The 20,973-nt window shown below is 70.8% G+C and carries 21 protein-coding genes and 1 pseudogene; 20 read left to right on the top strand and 2 right to left on the bottom strand.

Annotated elements, in window-relative coordinates:
- Positions 1-49 precede the first annotated feature (49 nt).
- Entirely contained in the window at positions 50-898 is an 849-nt protein-coding gene (locus ACQP1P_RS00815) for a menaquinone biosynthetic enzyme MqnA/MqnD family protein (RefSeq protein WP_433082137.1), read from the top strand.
- Between the two features lie 35 nt (positions 899-933).
- On the opposite strand, the gene ACQP1P_RS00820 is transcribed toward ACQP1P_RS00815, so the two are convergent.
- Positions 934-1,812: a hypothetical protein gene (locus ACQP1P_RS00820; protein WP_433082139.1), complete on the bottom strand. Its 879-nt coding sequence runs from the start codon at positions 1,810-1,812 to the stop codon at positions 934-936.
- Between the two features lie 248 nt (positions 1,813-2,060).
- On the opposite strand from ACQP1P_RS00820, the gene paaA reads away from it, so the two are divergent.
- The 7 genes from paaA to ACQP1P_RS00855 are packed head-to-tail and all read left to right on the top strand — an operon-like array spanning position 2,061 to position 6,941.
- A complete protein-coding gene (gene paaA / locus ACQP1P_RS00825; RefSeq protein WP_350610239.1) occupies positions 2,061-3,050 on the top strand; it encodes a 1,2-phenylacetyl-CoA epoxidase subunit PaaA in 990 nt (329 codons plus the stop codon).
- Positions 3,004-3,321: a 1,2-phenylacetyl-CoA epoxidase subunit PaaB gene (gene paaB / locus ACQP1P_RS00830; protein ID WP_433082141.1), complete on the top strand. Its 318-nt coding sequence runs from the start codon at positions 3,004-3,006 to the stop codon at positions 3,319-3,321. The genes paaA and paaB overlap by 47 nt, the downstream gene beginning before the upstream one ends.
- On the top strand, positions 3,318-4,016 hold the full coding sequence (gene paaC / locus ACQP1P_RS00835; protein WP_433082143.1) for a 1,2-phenylacetyl-CoA epoxidase subunit PaaC: 699 nt from the start codon (positions 3,318-3,320) through the stop codon (positions 4,014-4,016). The genes paaB and paaC overlap by 4 nt, the downstream gene beginning before the upstream one ends.
- Positions 4,010-4,468, top strand: coding sequence for a 1,2-phenylacetyl-CoA epoxidase subunit PaaD (paaD, locus tag ACQP1P_RS00840; protein ID WP_433089751.1), 459 nt, complete (start codon positions 4,010-4,012; stop codon positions 4,466-4,468). The genes paaC and paaD overlap by 7 nt, the downstream gene beginning before the upstream one ends.
- A 4-nt stretch (positions 4,469-4,472) precedes the next feature.
- The gene (gene paaE, locus ACQP1P_RS00845) at positions 4,473-5,591 is read left to right on the top strand and encodes a 1,2-phenylacetyl-CoA epoxidase subunit PaaE (protein WP_433082145.1); all 1,119 of its coding nucleotides are present in this window, start codon (positions 4,473-4,475) and stop codon (positions 5,589-5,591) included.
- Positions 5,592-5,637: 46 nt separating this feature from the next.
- A complete protein-coding gene (locus tag ACQP1P_RS00850; RefSeq protein ID WP_433082146.1) occupies positions 5,638-6,261 on the top strand; it encodes a sigma-70 family RNA polymerase sigma factor in 624 nt (207 codons plus the stop codon).
- Positions 6,258-6,941, top strand: a complete 684-nt coding sequence (locus tag ACQP1P_RS00855; RefSeq protein ID WP_433082148.1) for an anti-sigma factor — start codon at positions 6,258-6,260, stop codon at positions 6,939-6,941. The genes ACQP1P_RS00850 and ACQP1P_RS00855 overlap by 4 nt, the downstream gene beginning before the upstream one ends.
- On the opposite strand, the gene ACQP1P_RS00860 is transcribed toward ACQP1P_RS00855, so the two are convergent.
- Positions 6,927-7,862: an aldo/keto reductase gene (locus ACQP1P_RS00860; RefSeq protein WP_433089753.1), complete on the bottom strand. Its 936-nt coding sequence runs from the start codon at positions 7,860-7,862 to the stop codon at positions 6,927-6,929. The genes ACQP1P_RS00855 and ACQP1P_RS00860 overlap by 15 nt on opposite strands.
- A 67-nt stretch (positions 7,863-7,929) precedes the next feature.
- Between ACQP1P_RS00860 and mqnC the strand changes: the two genes are divergently transcribed.
- The 12 genes and pseudogenes from mqnC to nuoI all read left to right on the top strand — a co-directional run bounded on the left by mqnC (position 7,930) and on the right by nuoI (position 20,965).
- Entirely contained in the window at positions 7,930-9,165 is a 1,236-nt protein-coding gene (mqnC, locus tag ACQP1P_RS00865; protein ID WP_433082150.1) for a cyclic dehypoxanthinyl futalosine synthase, read from the top strand.
- Entirely contained in the window at positions 9,162-9,854 is a 693-nt protein-coding gene (locus tag ACQP1P_RS00870; protein ID WP_433082152.1) for a demethylmenaquinone methyltransferase, read from the top strand. The genes mqnC and ACQP1P_RS00870 overlap by 4 nt, the downstream gene beginning before the upstream one ends.
- Before the next feature lie 250 nt (positions 9,855-10,104).
- Positions 10,105-11,379 carry a geranylgeranyl reductase family protein gene (locus ACQP1P_RS00875; RefSeq protein WP_433089755.1) on the top strand — a complete coding sequence of 425 codons (1,275 nt, stop codon included), beginning with the start codon at positions 10,105-10,107 and terminating at the stop codon, positions 11,377-11,379.
- A 145-nt stretch (positions 11,380-11,524) separates the two neighbouring features.
- Positions 11,525-11,890 (top strand): NADH-quinone oxidoreductase subunit A, encoded by a 366-nt coding sequence (locus tag ACQP1P_RS00880; protein WP_350610231.1) that lies wholly within the window; start codon positions 11,525-11,527, stop codon positions 11,888-11,890.
- 3 nt (positions 11,891-11,893) lie between these two features.
- On the top strand, positions 11,894-12,574 hold the full coding sequence (locus ACQP1P_RS00885) for a NuoB/complex I 20 kDa subunit family protein (RefSeq protein ID WP_433082155.1): 681 nt from the start codon (positions 11,894-11,896) through the stop codon (positions 12,572-12,574).
- A gap of 79 nt (positions 12,575-12,653) precedes the next feature.
- Positions 12,654-13,274, top strand: a complete 621-nt coding sequence (locus ACQP1P_RS00890; RefSeq protein WP_433089757.1) for an NADH-quinone oxidoreductase subunit C — start codon at positions 12,654-12,656, stop codon at positions 13,272-13,274.
- Positions 13,271-14,587, top strand: coding sequence for an NADH-quinone oxidoreductase subunit D (locus ACQP1P_RS00895; protein ID WP_433082157.1), 1,317 nt, complete (start codon positions 13,271-13,273; stop codon positions 14,585-14,587). Before ACQP1P_RS00890 ends, ACQP1P_RS00895 begins: the two co-directional genes overlap by 4 nt.
- A pseudogene (nuoE, locus tag ACQP1P_RS00900) lies at positions 14,587-15,276 on the top strand (NADH-quinone oxidoreductase subunit NuoE); the annotation flags it as partial. The gene ACQP1P_RS00895 and the pseudogene nuoE, both read left to right, overlap by 1 nt.
- 5 nt (positions 15,277-15,281) lie before the next feature.
- Positions 15,282-16,604, top strand: coding sequence for an NADH-quinone oxidoreductase subunit NuoF (gene nuoF / locus ACQP1P_RS00905; protein ID WP_433082159.1), 1,323 nt, complete (start codon positions 15,282-15,284; stop codon positions 16,602-16,604).
- Entirely contained in the window at positions 16,604-19,072 is a 2,469-nt protein-coding gene (locus tag ACQP1P_RS00910) for an NADH-quinone oxidoreductase subunit G (RefSeq protein ID WP_433082161.1), read from the top strand. Before nuoF ends, ACQP1P_RS00910 begins: the two co-directional genes overlap by 1 nt.
- Positions 19,069-20,415, top strand: coding sequence for an NADH-quinone oxidoreductase subunit NuoH (gene nuoH, locus ACQP1P_RS00915; RefSeq protein WP_433082163.1), 1,347 nt, complete (start codon positions 19,069-19,071; stop codon positions 20,413-20,415). The genes ACQP1P_RS00910 and nuoH overlap by 4 nt, the downstream gene beginning before the upstream one ends.
- 49 nt (positions 20,416-20,464) lie before the next feature.
- Complete coding sequence (gene nuoI, locus ACQP1P_RS00920; RefSeq protein WP_433089759.1) at positions 20,465-20,965, top strand: NADH-quinone oxidoreductase subunit NuoI; 501 nt, start codon at positions 20,465-20,467, stop codon at positions 20,963-20,965.
- The last annotated feature ends 8 nt before the right edge of the window (positions 20,966-20,973 follow it).

Genomic DNA, 20,973 nt, shown 5'->3' on the forward strand with positions numbered 1-20,973 from the left:
TCGCCGCCCCGCCCGTGTGGCGCCCGGACGTTGGGGCAACATGGGCGTTGTGCCTGCATTGCAGCGGCCCCGCGTCGGCCACATCCAGTTCCTGAACTGCCTGCCCATCTACTGGGGCCTGATGCGATCGGGTGCGCTGATCGACGTCGATCTGTTCAAGGACTCCCCGGAGCGGCTCAACGCGGCGCTGGTCGCGGGCGATCTCGACATCGGGCCGATCTCGCTGGTGGAGTACCTCCGAAACGCCGACGACCTGCTCCTGCTGCCCGATCTCGCGGTGGGCAGCGACGGCCCGGTCCTGTCCGTGAACCTCGTGTCCACGGTGCCGCTGGAGTCGCTGGACGGTCGCCGGGTCGCGCTCGGCGCCACCTCGCGCACCGGTGTGATGCTCGCGCAGATGTACCTCGAGTCGCACGTCGGCGTCCGCCCCACGTACTTCAACAGCCCGCCCGACCTGGCCCGCATGCTCGACGAGGCCGACGCCGCGGTGATCATCGGCGATGTGGCCCTGCGCGCCATGCACGACGCGCCGCGGCAGGGCTGGCAGGTCACCGACCTCGGCCAGGCCTGGCGGGAGTGGACCGGGCTGCCGATGGTGTTCGCGGCCTGGGCCGTGCGCAAGGACTTCGCCGCGGCCCACCCGGGCCTGGTCAAGGACGTGCACGAGGCGTTCCTGCGCTCTCGGGAGCTGTGCCTGACGGAGCTGGACGAGGTCGCGGCGGCGGCGGCGCGCTGGGAGTCGCTGTCGGCCGAGACGCTGGCCACCTACTTCCGCGTGCTGGACTTCTCGCTCGGCGAGCGCCAGGTCGCCGGCGTGCGCGAGTTCGCGCGGCGGGCGGCGGAGCGTGGGGCGGTGCCGGCGCTGCCGTCCGGCGGTCCGGCGTTCTTCGAGGGCTGACCCGCCCGGGCGTCCGGCGCCACCGAGCCCGAGCATCACTCCTGCAGCTGCTTCGTCACGCTCGAGCAGATGTTCTCGCCGTAGCCCTGCCCCTTCGAGGCCGGGTACACCGTCAGCACGCTGAGCACCCAGTCGCCCCCGATGGCCAGGCAGTTCACGTGCCACTTCCCGTCGCTGCGCGCGATCCACCCGTTCTTCACCGCGGTCCCCGCCTGCTCCGAAGCGGGCAGCGCCGGCGTGATCCCGAACTTCTGGTCCTTGGCGACGTTGCGCATCTCGTTGAGCAGCCAGTCCGTCCACTTCGGGCCGGCCGCGCGCCCGTCGCCGATGCACGCGCCCATCCGGGCGGCGTCGCGGGCCGACACGAGGGTCGAGGCCCAGTCGATGTACGCCTTCGAGTCCGTCAGCCCGCACGTCTGAATCAGGCGCGTGATGCTGGCGCTCCGGCCGTCGAGCCCCCAGAAGTACGCGGCCGCGTCGTTGTCGCTGTTGCGGATCATCGCGCTGAGCTCGGACAGGTTCGACCTGCTCGGGTCGGGGTTGCGGCGCAGGTAGTCCGACGCGAGCCAGGCCTTGATCATCGAGGCGGTGCGCTGCGCGGAGTTCGCGTTGTCCGAGCCGGCCATCGCGCCGGTGCGGCGGTCCAGGACGGTCCACGACCAGAAGCCGGTCGCGTCGACGGCGACGGTCGCCGGGTGCAGCAGGGCGGGCGGGAGCGACGGGGCGGTCGGCGGGGCCGGGGCCGCCTTGCGCGTGGGCGCCTCGCTGGCCGCCATGCTCTCGCCGGCCGTGGCCGCCGGTGCCGCGTAGTCGGCGGTGGCCCCGAGCAGGTCGCTGCCCCACACGAAGGGCACGCCGACCAGCAGCGCCGCCACGAGCAGTACGAATGCGGTCAGTCCGACACGCTTGCGCATGAGTCGGTGGTCCCTCCCTGGCGATACGTGACATCGAATTCCATCGACCGCCGGTCATGAACAGGTGTTCCCGGTGTTAACACGACGTAAGCGAACGGACCGTTCACCCGGCGTGCGCCATTGCCCACTCATCCTGTCGTTCAACCGAATCACCCGCAGCTCGGACGCGCTCAAAAGTCCCTGGTAGTTGGCTCGATGCGATGTGACACCTTCTTGCCGCTCGTGTCGGAAGCTGTAACACTGAAGGGGTGTACGACGACGAGGTCGACAGCGCCGAGCGCGAGCTGACGAACGAGCGGGTCCTGGTCAAGGACGGCGACCTGCAGGAGTACTTCGACGCGATCGTGGCGGCCGACCAGAAGATCGAGCCGCGGGACTGGATGCCGGAGGCGTATCGCAAGACGCTGATCCGGCAGATCGCCCAGCACGCCCACTCCGAGATCATCGGCATGCAGCCCGAGGGCAACTGGATCTCGCGCGCGCCCACGCTCAAGCGCAAGGCGATCCTGCTGGCCAAGGTGCAGGACGAGGCCGGGCACGGGCTGTATCTCTACGCGGCCGCCGAGACTTTGGGCGTCTCCCGCGAGGAGCTCGTCGAGATGCTGGTCGAGGGGCGCCAGAAGTACAGCTCCATCTTCAACTACCCGACGCTGACCTGGGCCGACATCGGGGCGATCGGCTGGCTCGTGGACGGGGCCGCGATCGTGAACCAGGTCCCGCTGTGCCGCTGCTCCTACGGGCCCTACGCGCGGGCCATGATCCGCATCTGCAAGGAGGAGTCGTTCCACCAGCGGCAGGGGTACGAGATCCTGCACACGCTCTCGCACGGCACCGAGGCGCAGAAGGCCATGGCCCAGGACGCCGTCGACCGCTGGTGGTATCCGTCGCTGGCCATGTTCGGCCCGCCCGACGGCGACTCCACGCACTCGGAGCGCTCGATGGCCTGGAAGATCAAGCGCTTCTCCAACGACGAGCTGCGGCAGCGGTTCGTGGACATGTGCGTCCAGCAGGCCGAGATCCTGGGCCTGCGCCTGCCCGACCCCGACCTGCGGTGGAACGAGCAGGAGAACAGGTACGACTACACCCAGCCCGACTACGACGAGCTGATGCGCGTCATCAAGGGCGAGGGTCCCTGCAACCGTCAGCGGATGGACCACCGTCGCCGCGCCTACGAAGAGGGTGCGTGGGTCCGTGAGGCCGCGCGAAAGCACGCCGAGAAGAGGGCCGTCGGTGTCTGAGCCGCTCTGGGAAGTGTTCGTCCGGCCGCGCCGCGGCCTCTCGCACGCGCACGTGGGCTCCCTGCACGCGCCCGACGCCGAGATGGCCCTGCGCAACGCCCGCGACGTCTACACCCGCCGCCAGGAGGGGGTGTCGATCTGGGTGGTGCCGGCGACGGCCATCACCGCGAGCAGCCCCGACGAGAAGGACGCGTTCTTCGAGCCGGCGGCCGACAAGGTGTACCGCCATCCGACCTTCTACACCGTCCCCGAGGGTGCGCAACACATATGACCAGTCCGGACATCGCCCTCGAACTCGGCGACGACGCGCTCATCGCGGCCCAGCGCCTCGCCGAGTGGTGCTCGCGCGCGCCCGAGATGGAGGAGGACATCGCGCTGGCCAACATCGCCCTCGACCAGCTCGGCGCGGCCCGGCTCCTGCTCACCTACGCCGGCGAGTCGCGGAACCGGACCGAGGACGACCTGGCGTTCCTGCGCGAGGACCGCGAGTTCCGCAACGTGCTGCTGGTCGAGCTGGACAACGGCGACTTCGCGGTGACCATCGGCAAGCTGCTGTTCCTGGCGGTGTACCAGCGGCTGCGCTACGAGCGCCTGGCCGCCGGGGACGACGCGCGGCTGGCCGAGATCGGGGCCAAGGCGCGCAAGGAGTCCGTCTACCACGCCGAGCACGCCGCTCTCTGGACCGTGCGCCTCGGCGACGGCACGGAGGAGTCGCACCGGCGCATGCAGTCCGCCGTCGACGCGCTGTGGCCCTACACGCACGAGCTGTTCGAGGGCGAGGCGGCGAGCCTGCGGGACGCCTGGGTGGCCGAGGTCACCGAGGTGCTGCGGGAGGCGACGCTGCACCGGCCGGCCGACGGCTGGGCGCCCTCGGGCGGGCGGCGTGGAGTACACACGGAGGCTCTGTCCAAACTGCTCGCCGAGATGCAGGTCCTGCATCGCGCACACCCCGGGGCGACCTGGTGAGCGCGCGCTCGACCGTGGCCGCGGTGCGCGACCCGGAGCTGCCCGTCGTCACCATCGAGGAGCTCGGCATCCTGCGCGACGTCGCCGAGCGGGACGGGCGTGTGACGGTCACGATCACACCGACGTACTCCGGCTGCCCCGCCATGGACGCGATCCGCGCCGACATCACCGCGGCCCTGCACGCCGACGGGTACGGCGACGTGCGGGTCGACACCTCGCTGAGCGAGCCGTGGACCACGGACTGGATCACGCCCGCCGGCCTCGAGAAGCTGGCCGCGGCCGGGATCGCGCCCCCCGGCTCCACGAAGAGAGGCCTGACGCTGACCGTGCGCTGCCCCCGCTGCGGATCGCCCGAGACCGAGGAGCTGTCCCGCTTCGGCGCCACGGCCTGCAAGGCGCTCTGGCGCTGCCGGGCCTGCCGCGAACCGTTCGAGCGCGTGAAGGCGATCTGAGCCGATGACCGTCTCCGAGATCCGCCGGCCCGTGAAGCGGCGGCCCATGTTCCACCGCCTCGCCGTGCTCGACGTCGAGCGCCTGACCGACGACGCCGTGGCCGTCACCTTCGAGGTGCCGGTCGCGCTGCGGGAGCTGTTCGCGTTCCGGGCCGGCCAGCACCTCACCGTCCGGCGGCACGCCGAGTCGGGGGAGGAGATCCGCCGGTCGTACTCCATCTGCTCGACCCCGTCCCGCCTGCGCGACGAGGGCGAGCTGCGGGTGGGCATCAAGCGGGTCGTCGGCGGGGCGTTCTCGACCTACGCGCTGTCCGGGCTCGCCCCGGGCGACGAGGTCGACGTGCTGCCCCCGCTCGGGCACTTCACGACCGAGTTCCACCCGGCCCGGACCCGGCACTACGCGGCGATCGCGGCCGGCTCCGGCATCACCCCCGTGCTCTCGCTGGCCGCGACGGCGCTGCAGACCGAGCCGGAGAGCCGGGTCACCGTGGTCTACGGCAACCGGGCGGCCGGCACGGTGATGTTCGCCGAGGAGCTGGCCGACCTCAAGGACCGGTACCGGGAGCGGCTGCACGTGGTGCACGTGCTGTCCCGGGAGGCGCAGGAGTCGCCGCTGCTGTCCGGCCGGCTCGACGAGGCGCGCATCGGCGCCGTCCTCGACGCCCTCCTGCCGGCGGGGACGGTCGACGAGTGGTTCCTCTGCGGCCCGCACGGCATGGTGCTGGACGCGAAGGTCGCGCTGTCCACGCGGGGCGTCGATGATTCGGCGGTACACACTGAGCTCTTTCACGTCGACGACGCGCCCCCGGTGGCTCGCCCCGCCGCGGCCCCCGAGGACACCGCGCAGCGCGCGGAGGTCGGCATCGTGCTCGACGGGCGCGCGACGACGTTCACCATGGCGCACGACGAGCGGGTGCTCGACGCGGCGCTGCGGGCGCGGCCCGAGCTGCCCTACGCGTGCAAGGGCGGCGTCTGCTCGACCTGCCGCGCCAAGGTGATCGAGGGCCGGGTCGAGATGGCGCGCAACTTCGCCCTGGAGCCCGACGAGCTCGCCGCCGGATATGTCCTGACCTGTCAGGCGATGCCGATCACCGACCGGGTCGTGGTCGACTTCGACGTATGACGGGAGTCACACCCATCCGCGACGGCCGCCGCCGCGAATGAGCGACATGAGACCGGAACAGGAGCTGCCCACGCAGCGGCTCGTCGCGGTGTCCCCGCCGTGCGGCCGGCATCCCGATCGCGCGCCGGACGCCAACGAGCTGCTCGCCAGGGTGGCCCGCGGCGACGAACGAGCCTTCGCCGAGCTCTACGACCTGGTGTCCGCGCGCGTCTACGGGCTGATCCGCCGGGTGCTGCGCGACCCCGCCCAGTCCGAGGAGGTCGCCCAGGAGGTGATGGTCGAGGTCTGGCGCACGGCCGGCCGCTACGACCCCGGGCTCGGCTCGGCCACCGCCTGGGTCTTCACCATCGCCCACCGCCGGGCCGTGGACCGGGTGCGCTCCGAGCAGGCCGGGGTCGAGCGGGTCCGGCGGGCCGCCGCGGTCAGCGCCGAGACGCCCTACGACGACGTGGTCGAGGCCGCGACCGCCCGCATCGAGCAGCAGCAGGTGCGCCGGTGCCTCGGCGCGCTGACGGAGCTGCAGCGCGAGGCGATCACCCTGGCCTACTACGGCGGGAACAGCTATCGGGAGGTCGCGGATCTCCTCGGTACGGCCCTGCCGACGATCAAGACCCGCATGCGCGACGGACTCATCCGCATGCGCGACTGCCTGGGGGTGACGCTCGCATGACCGCCGTGGACATTCACTCGCTCGTCGGCGCGTACGCCCTGGACGCCGTCGACGACCTTGAGCGGGTCGCGTTCGAGCGGCACCTGCGCGACTGCCCGACCTGTGCGGCCGAGGTCGCCGAGCTGCGCGAGACCGCGGCCCGGCTGGCGCAGCCGGTCGCCGAGGCGCCGCCGCCGCGCCTGCGGGACTCGGTGTTGGCGCGGGTCGCGCACACGCCTCAGGAGCGTCCGAAGCCGCCGACGGCCAAGCGCGCGGAGCCCGGCCGCCGGTGGGCCCGGGTCGCCTCCGTCGCGGCCGCCGTCCTGCTCGCCGGGGGCGTGGGCACCGGCACCTGGGCGATCACGCGGCAGCACTTCGTCGACCAGACCTCGCAGGTCGACGCGGTGCTGGCGGCGGCCGACGCCCGCATGATCACCCAGGCCGTCGAGGGCGGCAGGATTACGATGATCGTCTCCCCGTCCCACGACGCGGCGGTGACGCTGCTGTCCGACCTCAAGCCGCCGGAGGGCTCGTATCAGCTGTGGATGATCGACGCCACGGCTCGTCCGGTCGGCCTGACGGAGTCGGGCAGTGGCCGCTTCTACATCAAGGGTCTGGCCCCGGCCTTCGGTCTGAGCAAGGAACCGAAGGGCGGGTCCAAGACCCCGACGGAGGTCGTCGGGAAGCTAGATCTTCGCTAGCTCGGACATGTCGTCCGCGGTGGGCTGCCAGTTCGCCGCGGCGGCGTTCGCCGCGACCTGCTCGGCCCTGGTCGCCCCGGCGATGACGCTGGTCACGGTCGGCTTGGCGGCCAGCCCGCCGATCGCGACGGTCAGCGGGTCCAGCCCGCGCTCGGCGCCGAACGCGGCCAGCCGCTCGATGCGGTCCCAGGGCGCCTCGGCCAGGACGCGCTCCATGCCCTCGCGGGCCAGACGGGTGCCCGCCGGCGGGGCGTCGCCGCGGCGGTACTTGCCCGTGAGCAGGCCCATCTCGAGCGGGAAGAACGGCAGCAGGCCGAGCCCGAAGCGCTCCAGGGCCGGCACGAGCTCGGCCTCGACGGAGCGGTCGAGCAGCGAGTACCGGTTCTGGGCGCTCACGAACGGGGTCATGTGCCCGGTCTCGGCGACCCAGGCCGCGTCGGCGGTCTGCCAGCCGGAGAAGTTCGAGTGCCCGATGTAGCGGACCTTGCCCGAGCGGACCAGGTCGTCCAGCGCGGCCAGGGTCTCCTCGATCGGGGTGGCCGGGTCCGGCTGGTGCAGCTGGTAGAGGTCGATGTAGTCGGTGCCGAGCCGGCGCAGCGAGGCCTCGGCGGCGCGCACGATGTAACGGCGGCCGCCGCGGGCACCCCAGTCCGGCCCGTGCAGCCCGCGGGCGTCCATGCCGAACTTGGTGGCCACGACCACCTCGTCGCGGTGCTTGCCGAGGGCCGCGCCGAGCGCCTCCTCGGACGCGCCGGGCGTGGCGCCGTAGATGTCGGCGGTGTCGAAGAGGGTGACGCCGTTGTCGAGGGCCGCCCCGACGACCTCCGCGCTGCTCGCGGCGTCGATTCGGCCGAACTGGTTGCAGCCGATGCCGACCACGGAGACGGTGAGCCCGGAGCGCCCGAGGCGCCGGTAGCGCATATCAGTCACTCCTATGATCCTAGGCACGCCTGCTCGACCGGCCGGGCGAGCTGGGTACGCTCTGGGTGTGACTGCTCCGGTGATCAGCGAGATTCTGCAGCGTGCCGCCGACGGCGGGCGGATCGGCCCGGACGAGGCGCTCCTGCTCTACACGGAGGCGCCCTTCCACGCGCTGGGCGAGGCGGCCGACACGGTGCGCCGCCGCCGCTACCCGGACAACATCGTCACCTACATCATCGACCGCAACATCAACTACACCAACGTGTGCGTCACGGCCTGCAAGTTCTGCGCGTTCTTCCGGGCGCCGAAGCACGCCGAGGGCTGGACGCACAGCACCGAGGAGATCCTGCGCCGCTGCGCGGAGGCGGTCGAGCTCGGCGCGACCCAGGTGATGCTGCAGGGCGGTCACCACCCCGACTACGGCGTCGAGTACTACGAGGAGCTCTTCTCCGCCGTCCACCAGGCCTTCCCCGGCCTGGTCGTGCACTCGATCGGCCCGTCCGAGGTGCTGCACATGGCGAAGGTCTCGGGCACCACGATCGAAGAGGCGATCCTGCGCATCAAGGCGGCGGGCCTGGCCTCCATCGCCGGCGCCGGCGCGGAGATGCTGCCGGAGCGGCCCCGCAAGGCGATCGCGCCGCTCAAGGAGTCCGGCGCCCGCTGGCTGGAGGTCATGACCGTCGCGCACCGGCTCGGCGTGTCCTCGACCGCGACCATGATGATGGGCACCGGCGAGACCAACGCCGAGCGCATCGAGCACCTGCGGCTGATTCGCGACGTGCAGGACAAGGCGGTCGCCAACGGCTACTCCGTCGAGGCCGACCTCGCCGGGACGGTGGGCGGGTTCCGCTCCTTCATCCCGTGGACCTACCAGCCGGAGAACAACCACCTCAAGGGCCGCACGCAGGCCACGAGCATGGAATACCTGCGGCTCGTCGCGGTCGCCCGGCTGTTCATGGACAACATCCCGCACCTGCAGTCGTCGTGGCTGACCACCGGCAAGGACGTCGGCCAGCTGTCGCTGCACCTGGGCGTCGACGACCTCGGCTCGATCATGCTGGAGGAGAACGTGATCTCCTCGGCCGGCGCCCGGCATCGCTCGCGCCTGACCGAGCTCGTGCAGATGATCCGCGGGGCCGATCGCATCCCGGCGCAGCGGGACACGCAGTACCGCCACCTGCAGGTCCACTGGACCGAGGCGGACGACCCGACCGACGAGCGGGTCCAGTCGCACTTCTCCTCCATCGCCATCCCCGGCGGCGGCACGGGCCGCAGCCTTCCTCTGACTCCGGTGAACTCATGACGCGCGCCAGCCTGGACAAGGAGCCGCACGAGGTTGCGGCGATGTTCGACGGCGTGGCCCGCCGTTACGACCTGACCAACACGGTCCTCTCGGGCGGCCGCGACCGCATGTGGCGCAAGGAGACCCGGCTGGCGCTGGGGCTCAAGGCGGGCGAGAAGGTGCTCGACCTCGGCGCCGGCACCGGGGTCTCGACGCTGGAGCTGAGCCGCTCGGGCGCCTACGCGGTGGGCGCGGACATCTCGGTCGGCATGCTGCAGGCCGGGCGGGCCAAGCGCCCCGACGTGCCGCTGTTGGCCGCCGACGCGCTGCGCCTGCCGTTCGCCGACGAGACGTTCGACGCGGTCACGATCTCCTTCGCGCTGCGCAACATCGCGGACACCGACGCCGCGCTGGCCGAGATGGCCCGCGTGACCAAGCCGGGCGGGCGCCTGGTGATCTGCGAGTTCTCGACCCCGACGTGGCGGCCGTTCCGGGCCGTCTACCAGGGCTATCTGGTGGGCGCGATCCCGCCGATCGCCAAGCGGGTGTCGTCGAACCCGGACGCCTACGTCTACCTGGCCGAGTCGATCAAGGCGTGGCCGGACCAGGCGGGCCTGTCCGCGAAGATCGCCGGCAACGGCTGGCGCAAGGTCGCCTGGCGCAATCTCACCGGCGGCGTGGTGGCGCTCCACCGCGGCTTCCGAATCTGAGCTCTTTCACGTTCACGCCGCGCGGTTACTCCCAATAACCGTGCGGTTGCGTGCTGTCCACGACAAGCTGGGTCAGTGGATCACGACACACCGGTCGGGTGGACCGGTCAAGCGTCCCCCCGACCGGGTGAAAAATTAGGGTCGCCTTACCGACAGCGGCGCACTTCACGGTTCTAGACTGCTCCACGGATGACTTTGTGAAGACTTTCACGAGCCGGGCAGAAGCAGAACGGTTGGAGGTGTGACGGCTGTGACCGACACCGGAAAAGACGCGGATGTCATCGTCGTTGGCGCCGGACCGGGCGGGTCGGCCGCGGCGTTTCATCTCGCCCGGCACGGGCTGAAGGTCCTGCTGCTGGAGAAGACCGAGTTCCCGCGCGAGAAGGTGTGTGGCGACGGCCTCACCCCGCGCGCGGTGAAGCAGCTGGTCAAGATGGGCATCGACACCACCGAGGAAAAGGGCTGGCTGCGCAACCGCGGCCTGCGCGTCATCGGTGGTGGCGTGCGCCTGGAGCTGGACTGGCCGGAGCTCGCGAGCTTCCCCGACTACGGGCTGACCCGCACCCGCATGGACTTCGACCACATGCTGGCCACGGCCGCGACCGACGCCGGGGCCGAGCTGCGCAGCGGCACGAACGTGACCGGGCCGATCCTGGACCGCACCGGCCGAGTGGTGGGCGTCACGGCCACCGGGCCGGACCGGGAGCCGCGGGAGTATCGCGCGCCCCTGGTCATCGCGGCTGACGGCGTCTCCGGCCGGTTCGCGCTCGCGCTGGGCATCACCAAGCGCGACGACCGGCCGATGGGCGTGGCCGTCCGGCAGTATTTCCGCAGCGAGACCCGCCACGACGACGACTACCTGGAGTCGTGGCTGGAGCTGCGCAGCCGCGAGTCCGGCGACAAGCTCCTGCCCGGCTACGGCTGGATCTTCGGTCTCGGTGACGGCCGGGTCAACGTCGGCCTGGGCGTGCTCAACAGCAGCGTCGCCTACGGCAAGACCAACTACAAGACGCTGCTCGCCGACTGGCTGGACAACACGCCGGCCGACTGGGGCCTGTCCGACCCGGCGAACGCCGACGGCAAGCCCCAGGGGGCGGCGCTGCCGATGGGGTTCAACCGGGTGCCGCACTACTCCCGGGGCGTGCTCCTCGTCGGCGACACCGGCGGCATGGTCAACCCCTTCAACGGCGAGGGGATCGCCTACGCCATGGAGTCCGGCGAGCTGGCGGCGGAGATCGCCGTCCAGGCGCTGGCCCGGCCGCAGGGCACCGCGCGCGAGCGGGTGCTCGCCAACTACCCGACCGAGCTCAAGGCTCGCTACGGCGGCTATTACCGGCTCGGGAACGTGTTCGTCAAGCTCATCGGCAATCCACAGGTCATGCGGATCGCCACCAAGCACGGCATGCCCCACCCGACCCTCATGCGGTTCGTGCTCAAGCTCCTCGCCAACCTCACCGACCCGCGAGGTGGAGACGCCATGGACCGCGTGATCAACGCGATGACCCGGCTCGCGCCGGCTGCCTGACCCCAAAGGCGCTGGCCAAAGCCGCATTTGGGGTGCCCCGGACGAAGCCGTCCAGGGCTCACCGAATAGTGTTAAACCGCATACAGCTTGAGTGGTCCCCAGGGCCGAACGCCCCGCGGGCTCGCCGAAAGGACGGAGCAGCACGATGTCGCTCGCGCCGTACGTACCGATTCTTGGGCTCTTCGCCCTCGCCGCCGCATTCGCCTTGTTCTCGGTGGCGGCCGCCCCGTTCGTCGGCCCCCGCCGGTACAACCGCGCGAAGCTCGACGCCTACGAGTGCGGCATCGAGCCGACTCCGCAGCCCGTGGGCGGTGGCCGCTTCCCGGTCAAGTTCTATCTGACCGCGATGCTGTTCATCGTCTTCGACATCGAGATCATCTTCCTCTACCCGTGGGCCGTGAACTTCAACGCGCTCGGCCTCTTCGGGTTCGTGGAGATGGTGCTGTTCATCGTCACCGTGTTCGTCGCGTTCGCCTACGTCTGGCGCCGCGGCGGGCTGGATTGGGACTGAGCCATGGGCATCGAGGAAAAGGTTCCGACCGGCGTCCTGCTGACGACGGTCGAGAAGCTGGTCAACTGGTCGCGCAAGGCGAGCTTCTGGCCGGCCACGTTCGGCCTGGCCTGCTGCGCCATCGAGATGATGGCCACCGGCGCCGCCCGCTACGACCTGGCGCGCTTCGGCATGGAGGTCTTCCGGGCCAGCCCCCGCCAGGCCGACCTGATGATCGTGGCCGGCCGGGTGAGCCAGAAGATGGCCCCGGTCCTGCGCCAGATCTACGACCAGATGCCGGAGCCCCGCTGGGTGCTCTCCATGGGCGTCTGCGCCTCCAGCGGCGGCATGTTCAACAACTACGCGATCGTCCAGGGCGTGGACCACATCGTGCCCGTGGACATGTACCTGCCGGGCTGCCCGCCGCGGCCGGAGATGCTCATCGACGCCATCCTGCGCCTGCACGAGAAGGTCATGGCCGAGCCGCTGGGTGACCGGCGCCGCCGCATGATCGAGGCGCGGGTCGAGCGCGACGGCGCGCCGGTGGTGGCGCCGGGCGCCATGCCGTCGAGCTACCGCTACGACAAGGTCAAGCGCGCCGAGTGGACCAAGGCCGTGGCCCAGGGCACCGAGGAGCAGCTGCGCATCCAGAAGTGGATGGAAGAGCGGGCGAGCCTGGCGAACCCCGGGAACAAGGGGGCATGAAGTGACTGATGTAGAGCCGGTCGGCGCCCAGCTCGGGTCCGCCGCCCAGACCCCGCCCGCGAGCGGCGCCGGGCGCGGCATGTTCGGCGTGCAGGGCACCGGCGACACCTCCGGCTTCGGCGGCCTGCGTCGCCGGCGCACGGGCGACCTCGACTCGCCGCGGCCCTTCGGCGGCGAGCACGACGAGGTCGTGGACGCCCTCGAGGAGGCCTACCCGGGCTTCCACGACGCGATCGAGCGGATCGTCGTCGACCGCGGCGAGCTGACGCTGCACATCGTGCCGGAGCGAATCGCCGAGGTCTGCCAGGCGCTGCGGGACGACCACGCGCTGCGCTTCGAGCTGTGCTCCTCGGTCTCCGGCGTGGACTACCTGGGCAGCGACGGCCGCCGGCTGCACGCGGTCTACCACCTCACGTCGATGACGTTCCGCCGCCGGATCCGCCTCGAGGCCGCCGTGACCGCCGAGGACCCGCACCTGCCGAGCGTCACCCAGGTCTACCCGACCGCCGACTGGCAGGAGCGGGAGACCTACGACATGTTCGGCATCATCTTCGACGGCCACCCGAACCTGACCCGGATCCTCATGCCGGACGACTGGGAGGGCTTCCCGCAGCGGAAGGACTACCCGCTCGGCGGCGTGCCGGTCGAGTACAAGGGTGCGGAGATCCCGCCGCCGGACCAGCGGAGGAGTTACCAGTGACCACCGACTACGCGGCCGCTCGCGAGACCACCGAGGGCAAGGTCTTCACCGTCACGGGCGGGGACTGGGACACGGTCGTCAACGAGGCCGGTTCCGAAGAGCGCATCGTCGTCAACATGGGCCCGCAGCACCCGTCCACCCACGGGGTGCTCCGCCTGGTCCTCGAGCTCGAGGGCGAGACGGTCACCGAGGCGCGGACCGTCATCGGCTACCTCCACACGGGCATCGAGAAGAACCTGGAGTTCCGCAACTGGACCCAGGGCACGACGTTCGTGACCCGCATGGACTACCTGGCGCCGATCTTCAACGAGACCGGCTACTGCATGGCGGTCGAGAAGCTCCTCGGCATCGAGGACCAGATCACCCAGCGCGCCAAGACCATCCGCGTGCTGATGATGGAGCTCAACCGGATCTCCTCGCACCTGGTCTGGCTCGCCACGACCGGCATGGAGCTCGGCGCCCTGTCGATGATGATCTACGGCTTCCGCGAGCGTGAGTACATCCTCGACATCTTCGAGCTGGTCTCCGGCCTGCGGATGAACATGGCCTACGTGCGCCCGGGCGGGCTCGCCCAGGACCTCAACGACGAGGCCATCGTCAAGATCCGCGAGCTGCTCGGCTGGATGCCGGACCGCATCGACATGTACGAGGACCTGCTCTCCGGCAACACGATCTGGCGTGAGCGCACCCAGGGCGTCGCCGTGCTCGACGTCACCGGCTGCGTGGCCCTGGGCATCACCGGGCCGGTGCTGCGCTCGGCCGGCCTCGGCTGGGACATCCGCAAGCAGCAGCCCTACTGCGGCTACGAGACCTACGACTTCGAGGTCCCGACCGAGACCACCGCCGACGCGTGGGGCCGGTACAAGGTGCGGCTCAACGAGATGCGCGAGTCGCTGAAGATCATTCAGCAGGCGATGGACCGGCTCGAGCCGGGTCCGATCATGATCGCCGACAAGAAGATCTCGTGGCCGGCGCAGCTCGCGATCGGCGGCGACGGCCTCGGCAACTCGCTCGAGCACGTCGCGAAGATCATGGGCCAGTCGATGGAGGCCCTGATCCACCACTTCAAGCTGGTGACCGAGGGCTTCCGGGTGCCGCCCGGCCAGGTCTACGTGCCGATCGAGGCGCCCCGCGGCGAGCTCGGCGTGCACGCGATCTCCGACGGCGGCACGCGCCCGTTCCGGGTGCACTACCGCGAGCCCAGCTTCGTCAACCTGCAGGCGATCCCGGCGATGGCGGAGGGCGGCCTGCTCGCCGACGTCATCGTGGGTGGCGCCTCGCTCGACCCCGTCATGGGTGGGTGTGATCGTTAATGGTGTTCAGTGAGCTCACGCGCGAACGCGCGCGTCAGATCATCGCGCGCTACCCCGAGGGCCGCTCGCGCTCGGCGCTGCTGCCCCTGCTGCACCTGGTGCAGTCGGAGGAGGGGTACGTCTCTCCGGACGGCATCGCCTTCTGCGCCGAGATCCTCGGGATCACCAAGGCCCAGGTCGGCGCGGTCGCGACGTTCTACACCATGTACAAGCGCAAGCCGACCGGCGACTGGCTGGTGAGCGTCTGCACCAACACGATGTGCGGCGTGCTCGGCGGCGACAAGGCCTACCAGGCCCTGAGCGACTACCTGGGCGTGGGGCACGACGAGACCACGGCCGACGGCAAGATCACCCTCGAGCACGCCGAGTGCCTCGCGGCCTGCGACTACGCGCCGGTCATGACGGTCAACTACGAGTTCTTCGACCAGGTGAGCGACGACACCGCGCTGAAGCTGGTCAAGCAGCTGCAGGACGGCGAGCGCCCGCAGCCCACGCGCGGCACCCGGCTCTGCACGCTCAAGGAGATGGCGGTGCAGCTGGCCGGCTTCGCCGACGACCGCGGCGACGAGGTCATGGCCGACGGCCCCGCCGGTGAGCCGACCCTCGCGGGCAACCGGCTCGCCGAGCGCTTCGGGATCTCGGTGCCGGGCTTCGACCCGGAGACGCCCATCGCCAAGAAGGACGAGGCGAAGTCATGACGGTTGACTACCAGCCCTCGCAGGAGGCGCTGTCGAAGCTCACGCCGGTGCTCACCAAGCGCTGGCTCTCGCCCGACGCGTGGAAGATCGACGTGTACGAGCGGCTCGACGGCTACACCGGCCTGCGCAAGGCGCTCAAGGCCCACCCGGACGACCTGATCCAGCTGATCAAGGACTCCGGGCTGCGCGGCCGCGGCGGCGCCGGCTTCCCGACCGGCATGAAGTGGGGCTTCATCCCGCAGAACGACGGCAAGCCGCACTACCTCGTCGTCAACGCCGACGAGGGCGAGCCGGGCACCTGCAAGGACCTGCCGCTGATGATGGCCGACCCGCACGCGCTGGTCGAGGGCGTCATCATCGCCTCCTACGCGATCCGCGCGAACTTCGCCGCGATCTACATCCGCGGCGAGGCGGTGCACGCGGCCCGGCGGCTGCGCTCGGCGGTCGAGCAGGCTTACGCCAAGGGCTACCTCGGCGCGAACATCCTGGGCAGCGGCTTCTCGCTCGACCTGGTGGTGCACAGCGGCGCGGGCGCCTACATCTGCGGCGAGGAGACGGCGCTGCTGGACTCGCTGGAGGGCTACCGCGGCCAGCCCCGGCTCCGCCCGCCCTTCCCGGCGACGCACGGCCTCTACGCCTCCCCGACCGTCGTGAACAACGTCGAGACGATCGCCAGCGTGCCGTACATCGTGCTCGGCGGCGCGGCGTGGTTCCGCAGCATGGGCACCGAGAAGTCCCCGGGCCCGAAGATCTACTCGATCTCCGGGCGGGTCAAGCACCCCGGCCAGTTCGAGTGCGGCCTCGGCGTCACGCTGCGGCAGCTCATCGACCTGGCCGGCGGCATGCAGGACGGCCACCAGCTCAAGTTCTGGACACCGGGCGGCTCCTCCACGCCGATGCTGACCGACGAGCACCTCGACACCCCGATGGACTTCGAGGGCATGATGAGCGTCGGGACCATGCTCGGCACCACCGCCGTGCAGGTCTTCTCCGACCAGGACGACATCGTCTACGCGACGTACCGCTGGATCGCCTTCTACCACCACGAGTCCTGCGGCAAGTGCACGCCGTGCCGCGAGGGTAACTACTGGATGGTGCGCATCCTGCACCGCATCCTGGCCGGCCAGGGCACTCACCAGGACCTCGACACCCTCCTGGACGCCTGCGACAACCTGCTGGGCCGCTCGTTCTGCGCGCTCGGCGACGGCGCGACCAGCCCGGTGACGTCCTCGATCAAGTACTTCAAGCAGGACTACCTGGACTACATCGAGGGTCGCAAGGCGCCGATGTTCCATGGCGAGCTGGTAGGAGCTCACTGATGACGGACGTTGTGCCGGCGGTCGAGACCGTCAAGCTCACCATCGACGGCATCGAGGTCGAGGCGCCGAAGGGCGCGCTCGTCATCCGGGCCGCCGAGCAGGTGGGCATCTCGATCCCGCGCTTCTGTGACCACCCGCTGCTCGCCCCGGCCGGCGCCTGCCGCCAGTGCCTGGTCGACATCGAGGGCCAGCGCAAGCCGGTCGCCTCGTGCACCCAGCCGGTGGCCGAGGGCATGGTGGTCAGGACCCAGGTGACCTCCGAAGTGGCCAAGAAGGCCCAGGAGGGAATCATGGAGTTCCTCCTGATCAACCACCCGCTCGACTGCCCGGTCTGCGACAAGGGCGGCGAGTGCCCGCTGCAGAACCAGGCGATGAGCAACGGCCAGGCCGAGTCCCGGTTCGTCGAGCACAAGCGGGAGTACCCCAAGCCGCTGCCGATCAGCACCCAGGTGCTGCTCGACCGCGAGCGGTGCGTGCTCTGCCAGCGCTGCACGCGGTTCTCGGACGAGATCGCCGGCGACAAGTTCATCGACCTGATGGAGCGCTCGAGCAACGAGCAGATCGGCGTGTTCCGGGGCAACCCGGAGTCGCCCGAGGACGACGCTCCCTTCAACAGCTACTTCTCCGGCAACACGATCCAGATCTGCCCGGTGGGGGCGCTCACCAGCTCGCAGTACCGATTCCGGGCCCGGCCCTTCGACCTGGTGTCGACGCCCAACACGTGCGAGCACTGCGCCGCGGGCTGCGACCAGCGGGCGGACCACCGCCGCGGCAAGGTCATGCGGCGCCTGGCCGGCGACGACCCGGCGGTGAACGAGGAGTGGAACTGTGACAAGGGGCGCTTCGCGTTCCAGTACGTCACCGCCACCGACCGCCTGACCACGCCGCTCGTGCGCGACCGCAAGACCGGCGAGCTGCGCACCGCCAGCTGGCCCGAGGCGCTCAGCGTCGCCGCGGCCGGCCTGGCCGCCGCGAAGGAGCAGGGTGGCGTCGGCGTGCTGGCCGGCGGACGGCTCACGGTCGAGGACGCCTACGCCTACGCCAAGTTCGCCCGCGTCGCCCTCGGGACCAACGACGTCGACTTCCGCGCCCGGCCGCTGTCGACGGAGGAGACCGAGTTCCTCGGCTCCAACGTCGTCGGGCGGGCCGAGGTCACCTACGCCGACATCGAGCGGGCTCCCGCGGTCGTCTTCGTCGGGCTGGAGCCCGAGGAGGAGTGCCCGATCATCTTCCTGCGGGCGCGCAAGGCTTACCTCAAGCGGGCCCTGCCCAGCTACGCGGTCGCCCCGTTCGTGAGCCGCGGCTACACCAAGCTCGGCGCGACGGTCCTGCTCACCGCCCCCGGCGCCGAGGCGGAGGTGCTCGCCGAGTCCGAGCAGCTGCGCACCGCGCTGTCGGAGGAGGGCGCGATCCTGTTCGTCGGCGAGCGCCTGGCGAGTGTGCCCGGTGGGCTCTCCGCCGCCGCGCGCCTGGCCGAGTCCACCGGCGCTCGCATCGCCTGGGTCCCCCGCCGCGCGGGCGACCGGGGCGCGGTCGAGGCCGGCGTGCTGCCGACCCTGCTGCCCGGCGGTCGCCAGGTCTTCGACCCGGCCGCCCGGGCCGAGGTGGCCACCGCGTGGGGGCTGGACGCGGGCGTGCTGCCCAGCGCCTCCGGCCGCGACACCGACGCCATCGTCGACGCCGCCCGCGAGGGCCGGCTCGGCGCGCTGGTGGTCGGCGCCGTGGACCCCGCGGACCTGGCCGACCCGATGGCGGCCGAGGAGGCCCTCGACAAGGTCGGCTTCCTGGTCAGCCTGGAGCTGCGGATGAGCGCCGTCGCCAAGCGCGCCGACGTCGTCCTGCCGGTCGCCCCGGCGGCCGAGAAGTCCGGCTCCTACGTCAACTGGGAGGGCCGGGTCCGCCCGTTCGGCACCGTGCTCAAGACGCAGGCCATGACCGACGCGCGCGTGCTGGACACGCTGGGCCGCGAGCTCGGCGTGCAGCTCGGTGTCGGCGACGTAGCCTTGGTACGGGCACAGCTGGCCGCCCTGGCTCAGCTGCCGCTGCCGGGCACGGTCGCGGTCGGCACCGTGGGCGCGGGCAACCCGAGCCTGGTGCGCGGCACCGCGCCGGACGTCGCCCCGGGCGCGCCCGCGCGGCCCGCGAGCGGCCAGGCGATCCTCGCCTCCTGGCACCACCTGATCGACGGCGGCTCGTTGCAGGACGGGGACGGCCACCTGGCCGGGACCGCTCGCCCCGCCGTGGTCCGGATCTCCAAGAGCACCGCGGCCGACCTCGGCGTGGTGGACGGGGACGCGGTGACCGTCGGCACCGAGCGGGGTGCGATCACCCTGCCGGCGCTCGTCACCGACATGGTCGACGGGGTCGTGTGGATCCCGACGAACTCACCGGGCTCGACCCTGCGCCGGACGCTCGGCGTCACGGAGGGCGCGCTGGTCGAGATCAGCACTGGGGGTAGCGCACGATGACATCCGCTGCAGGCAACCTCGACGAGTTCGGCAAAGACGTCTGGTGGCTGGTGCTCGCGAAGGTCGTCATTATCTTCGCGTTCCTGGTCGTCATGACGCTCTTCGCCATCTGGTACGAGCGCCGCGTCGTCGCCCGCATGCAGGTGCGGCCGGGTCCGAACCGCAACGGGCCGTTCGGTCTGCTGCAGTCGCTGGCCGACGGGCTCAAGCTCGCGTTCAAGGAAGACATCATGCCGCGCCTCGCGGACAAGGTCGTCTTCTTCTTCGCACCGGTCATCTCGACGATCACCGCGTTCACCGCGTTCTCGGTGATCCCGTTCGGGCCGGTGGTCTCGGTCTTCGGCAACCACACGCCGCTGCAGCTGACCGACATCCCGGTGGCCGTGCTGCTGGTGCTCGCCTGCTCCTCGATGGGCATCTACGGCGTCGTGCTCGGCGGTTGGGCCTCCGGCTCGACGTACCCGCTGCTCGGCGGTCTGCGCTCGAGCGCCCAGATGATCTCCTACGAGGTCGCGATGGGCCTGTCGATCGTCTCGGTCTTCCTGGTCTCGGGCACGATGTCCACCTCGCAGATCGTCGCGGCGCAGGCGGGCAACGGCACCGCCGAGGTCTTCGGGATGACCTGGCACCTGCCGGCCTGGTACGGCATCCTGCTCATCCCGAGCTTCCTGATCTACTTCACCTCCGCGGTCGGTGAGACCAACCGGGCGCCGTTCGACCTCCCCGAGGCCGAGTCCGAGCTGGTGGGCGGCTTCCACACCGAGTACTCGTCGCTGAAGTTCGCGCTGTTCTTCCTCGCCGAGTACGTCAACATGGTCACCGTCTCCGGCCTGTGCACGACGCTCTTCCTCGGCGGCTGGCGCGCCCCGTGGCCGCTGTCGCTCTGGGACGGCGCGAACCACGGGTGGTGGCCGGTGCTCTGGTTCACGATCAAGGTGCTGCTGCTGCTGTTCGTGTTCGTCTGGCTCCGCGGCACGCTGCCCCGGCTGCGCTACGACCAGTTCATGCGCTTCGGCTGGAAGGTGCTCATCCCGGCCAACCTGGTCTGGATCCTGGCGCTGTCCGGCATCCGCGTGCTGCAGAACGGCGGCATCAGCACGGGCGCCCGCACCGGCGTGATCATCGGCATCGTCGTCCTGGTGGTGCTGGTCCTGGCGCTCGTGGCGCTGCAGCGCACCCGCCGCGGGGCCGGCGTCGAGCTGCCGACGGTCCACCCGGGCGGCCGCGTCGGCGGGGCGAACGGGTTCCCGCTGCCGCCGATGAACCTCGAGGTGCCGCCCAGCCCGCGGGCCAAGCGCGTGATCGTCGAGCGGGAAACCGTCCCGACCGGCAAGGAGAACTGACGTGTCTATTGGTGGAACCCTGAAGGGGTTCGGGGTCACCTTCTCGCACATGTTCAAGAAGGTGGTCACCGAGGAGTACCCGGAGCAGCGCAAGCCGCCCGCTCCGCGGTACCACGGCCGGCACATTCTCAACCGCTGGCCGGACGGGCTGGAGAAGTGCATCGGCTGCGAGCTGTGCGCGTGGGCCTGCCCGGCGGACGCGATCTACGTCGAGGGCGCGGACAACACCGAGGACGAGCGCTTCTCGCCCGGTGAGCGCTACGCCCAGACGTACCAGATCAACTACGCCCGCTGCATCTTCTGCGGGCTGTGCATCGAGGCCTGCCCGACTCGCTCGCTGACCATGAGCAACGAGTACGAGCTGGCCCGCGACAACCGCCGCGACCTGATCTTCACCAAGGAGCAGCTGCTCGCGCCGCTGCTGCCGGGGATGGAGCGCCCGCCGCACGACATGCGCCTGGGCAACTCCGAGAAGGACTACTACGTCGGGGCGCTGGAGAACCCGGGCACCTCCGCCGGTGCCGAGCGGTACAAGGGGGTTCACTCATGACCAGTACC

Origin of the sequence: Dactylosporangium sp. CA-052675, from assembly GCF_050947935.1 — a bacterium.
In the GTDB taxonomy this organism is placed as follows: domain Bacteria; phylum Actinomycetota; class Actinomycetes; order Mycobacteriales; family Micromonosporaceae; genus Dactylosporangium.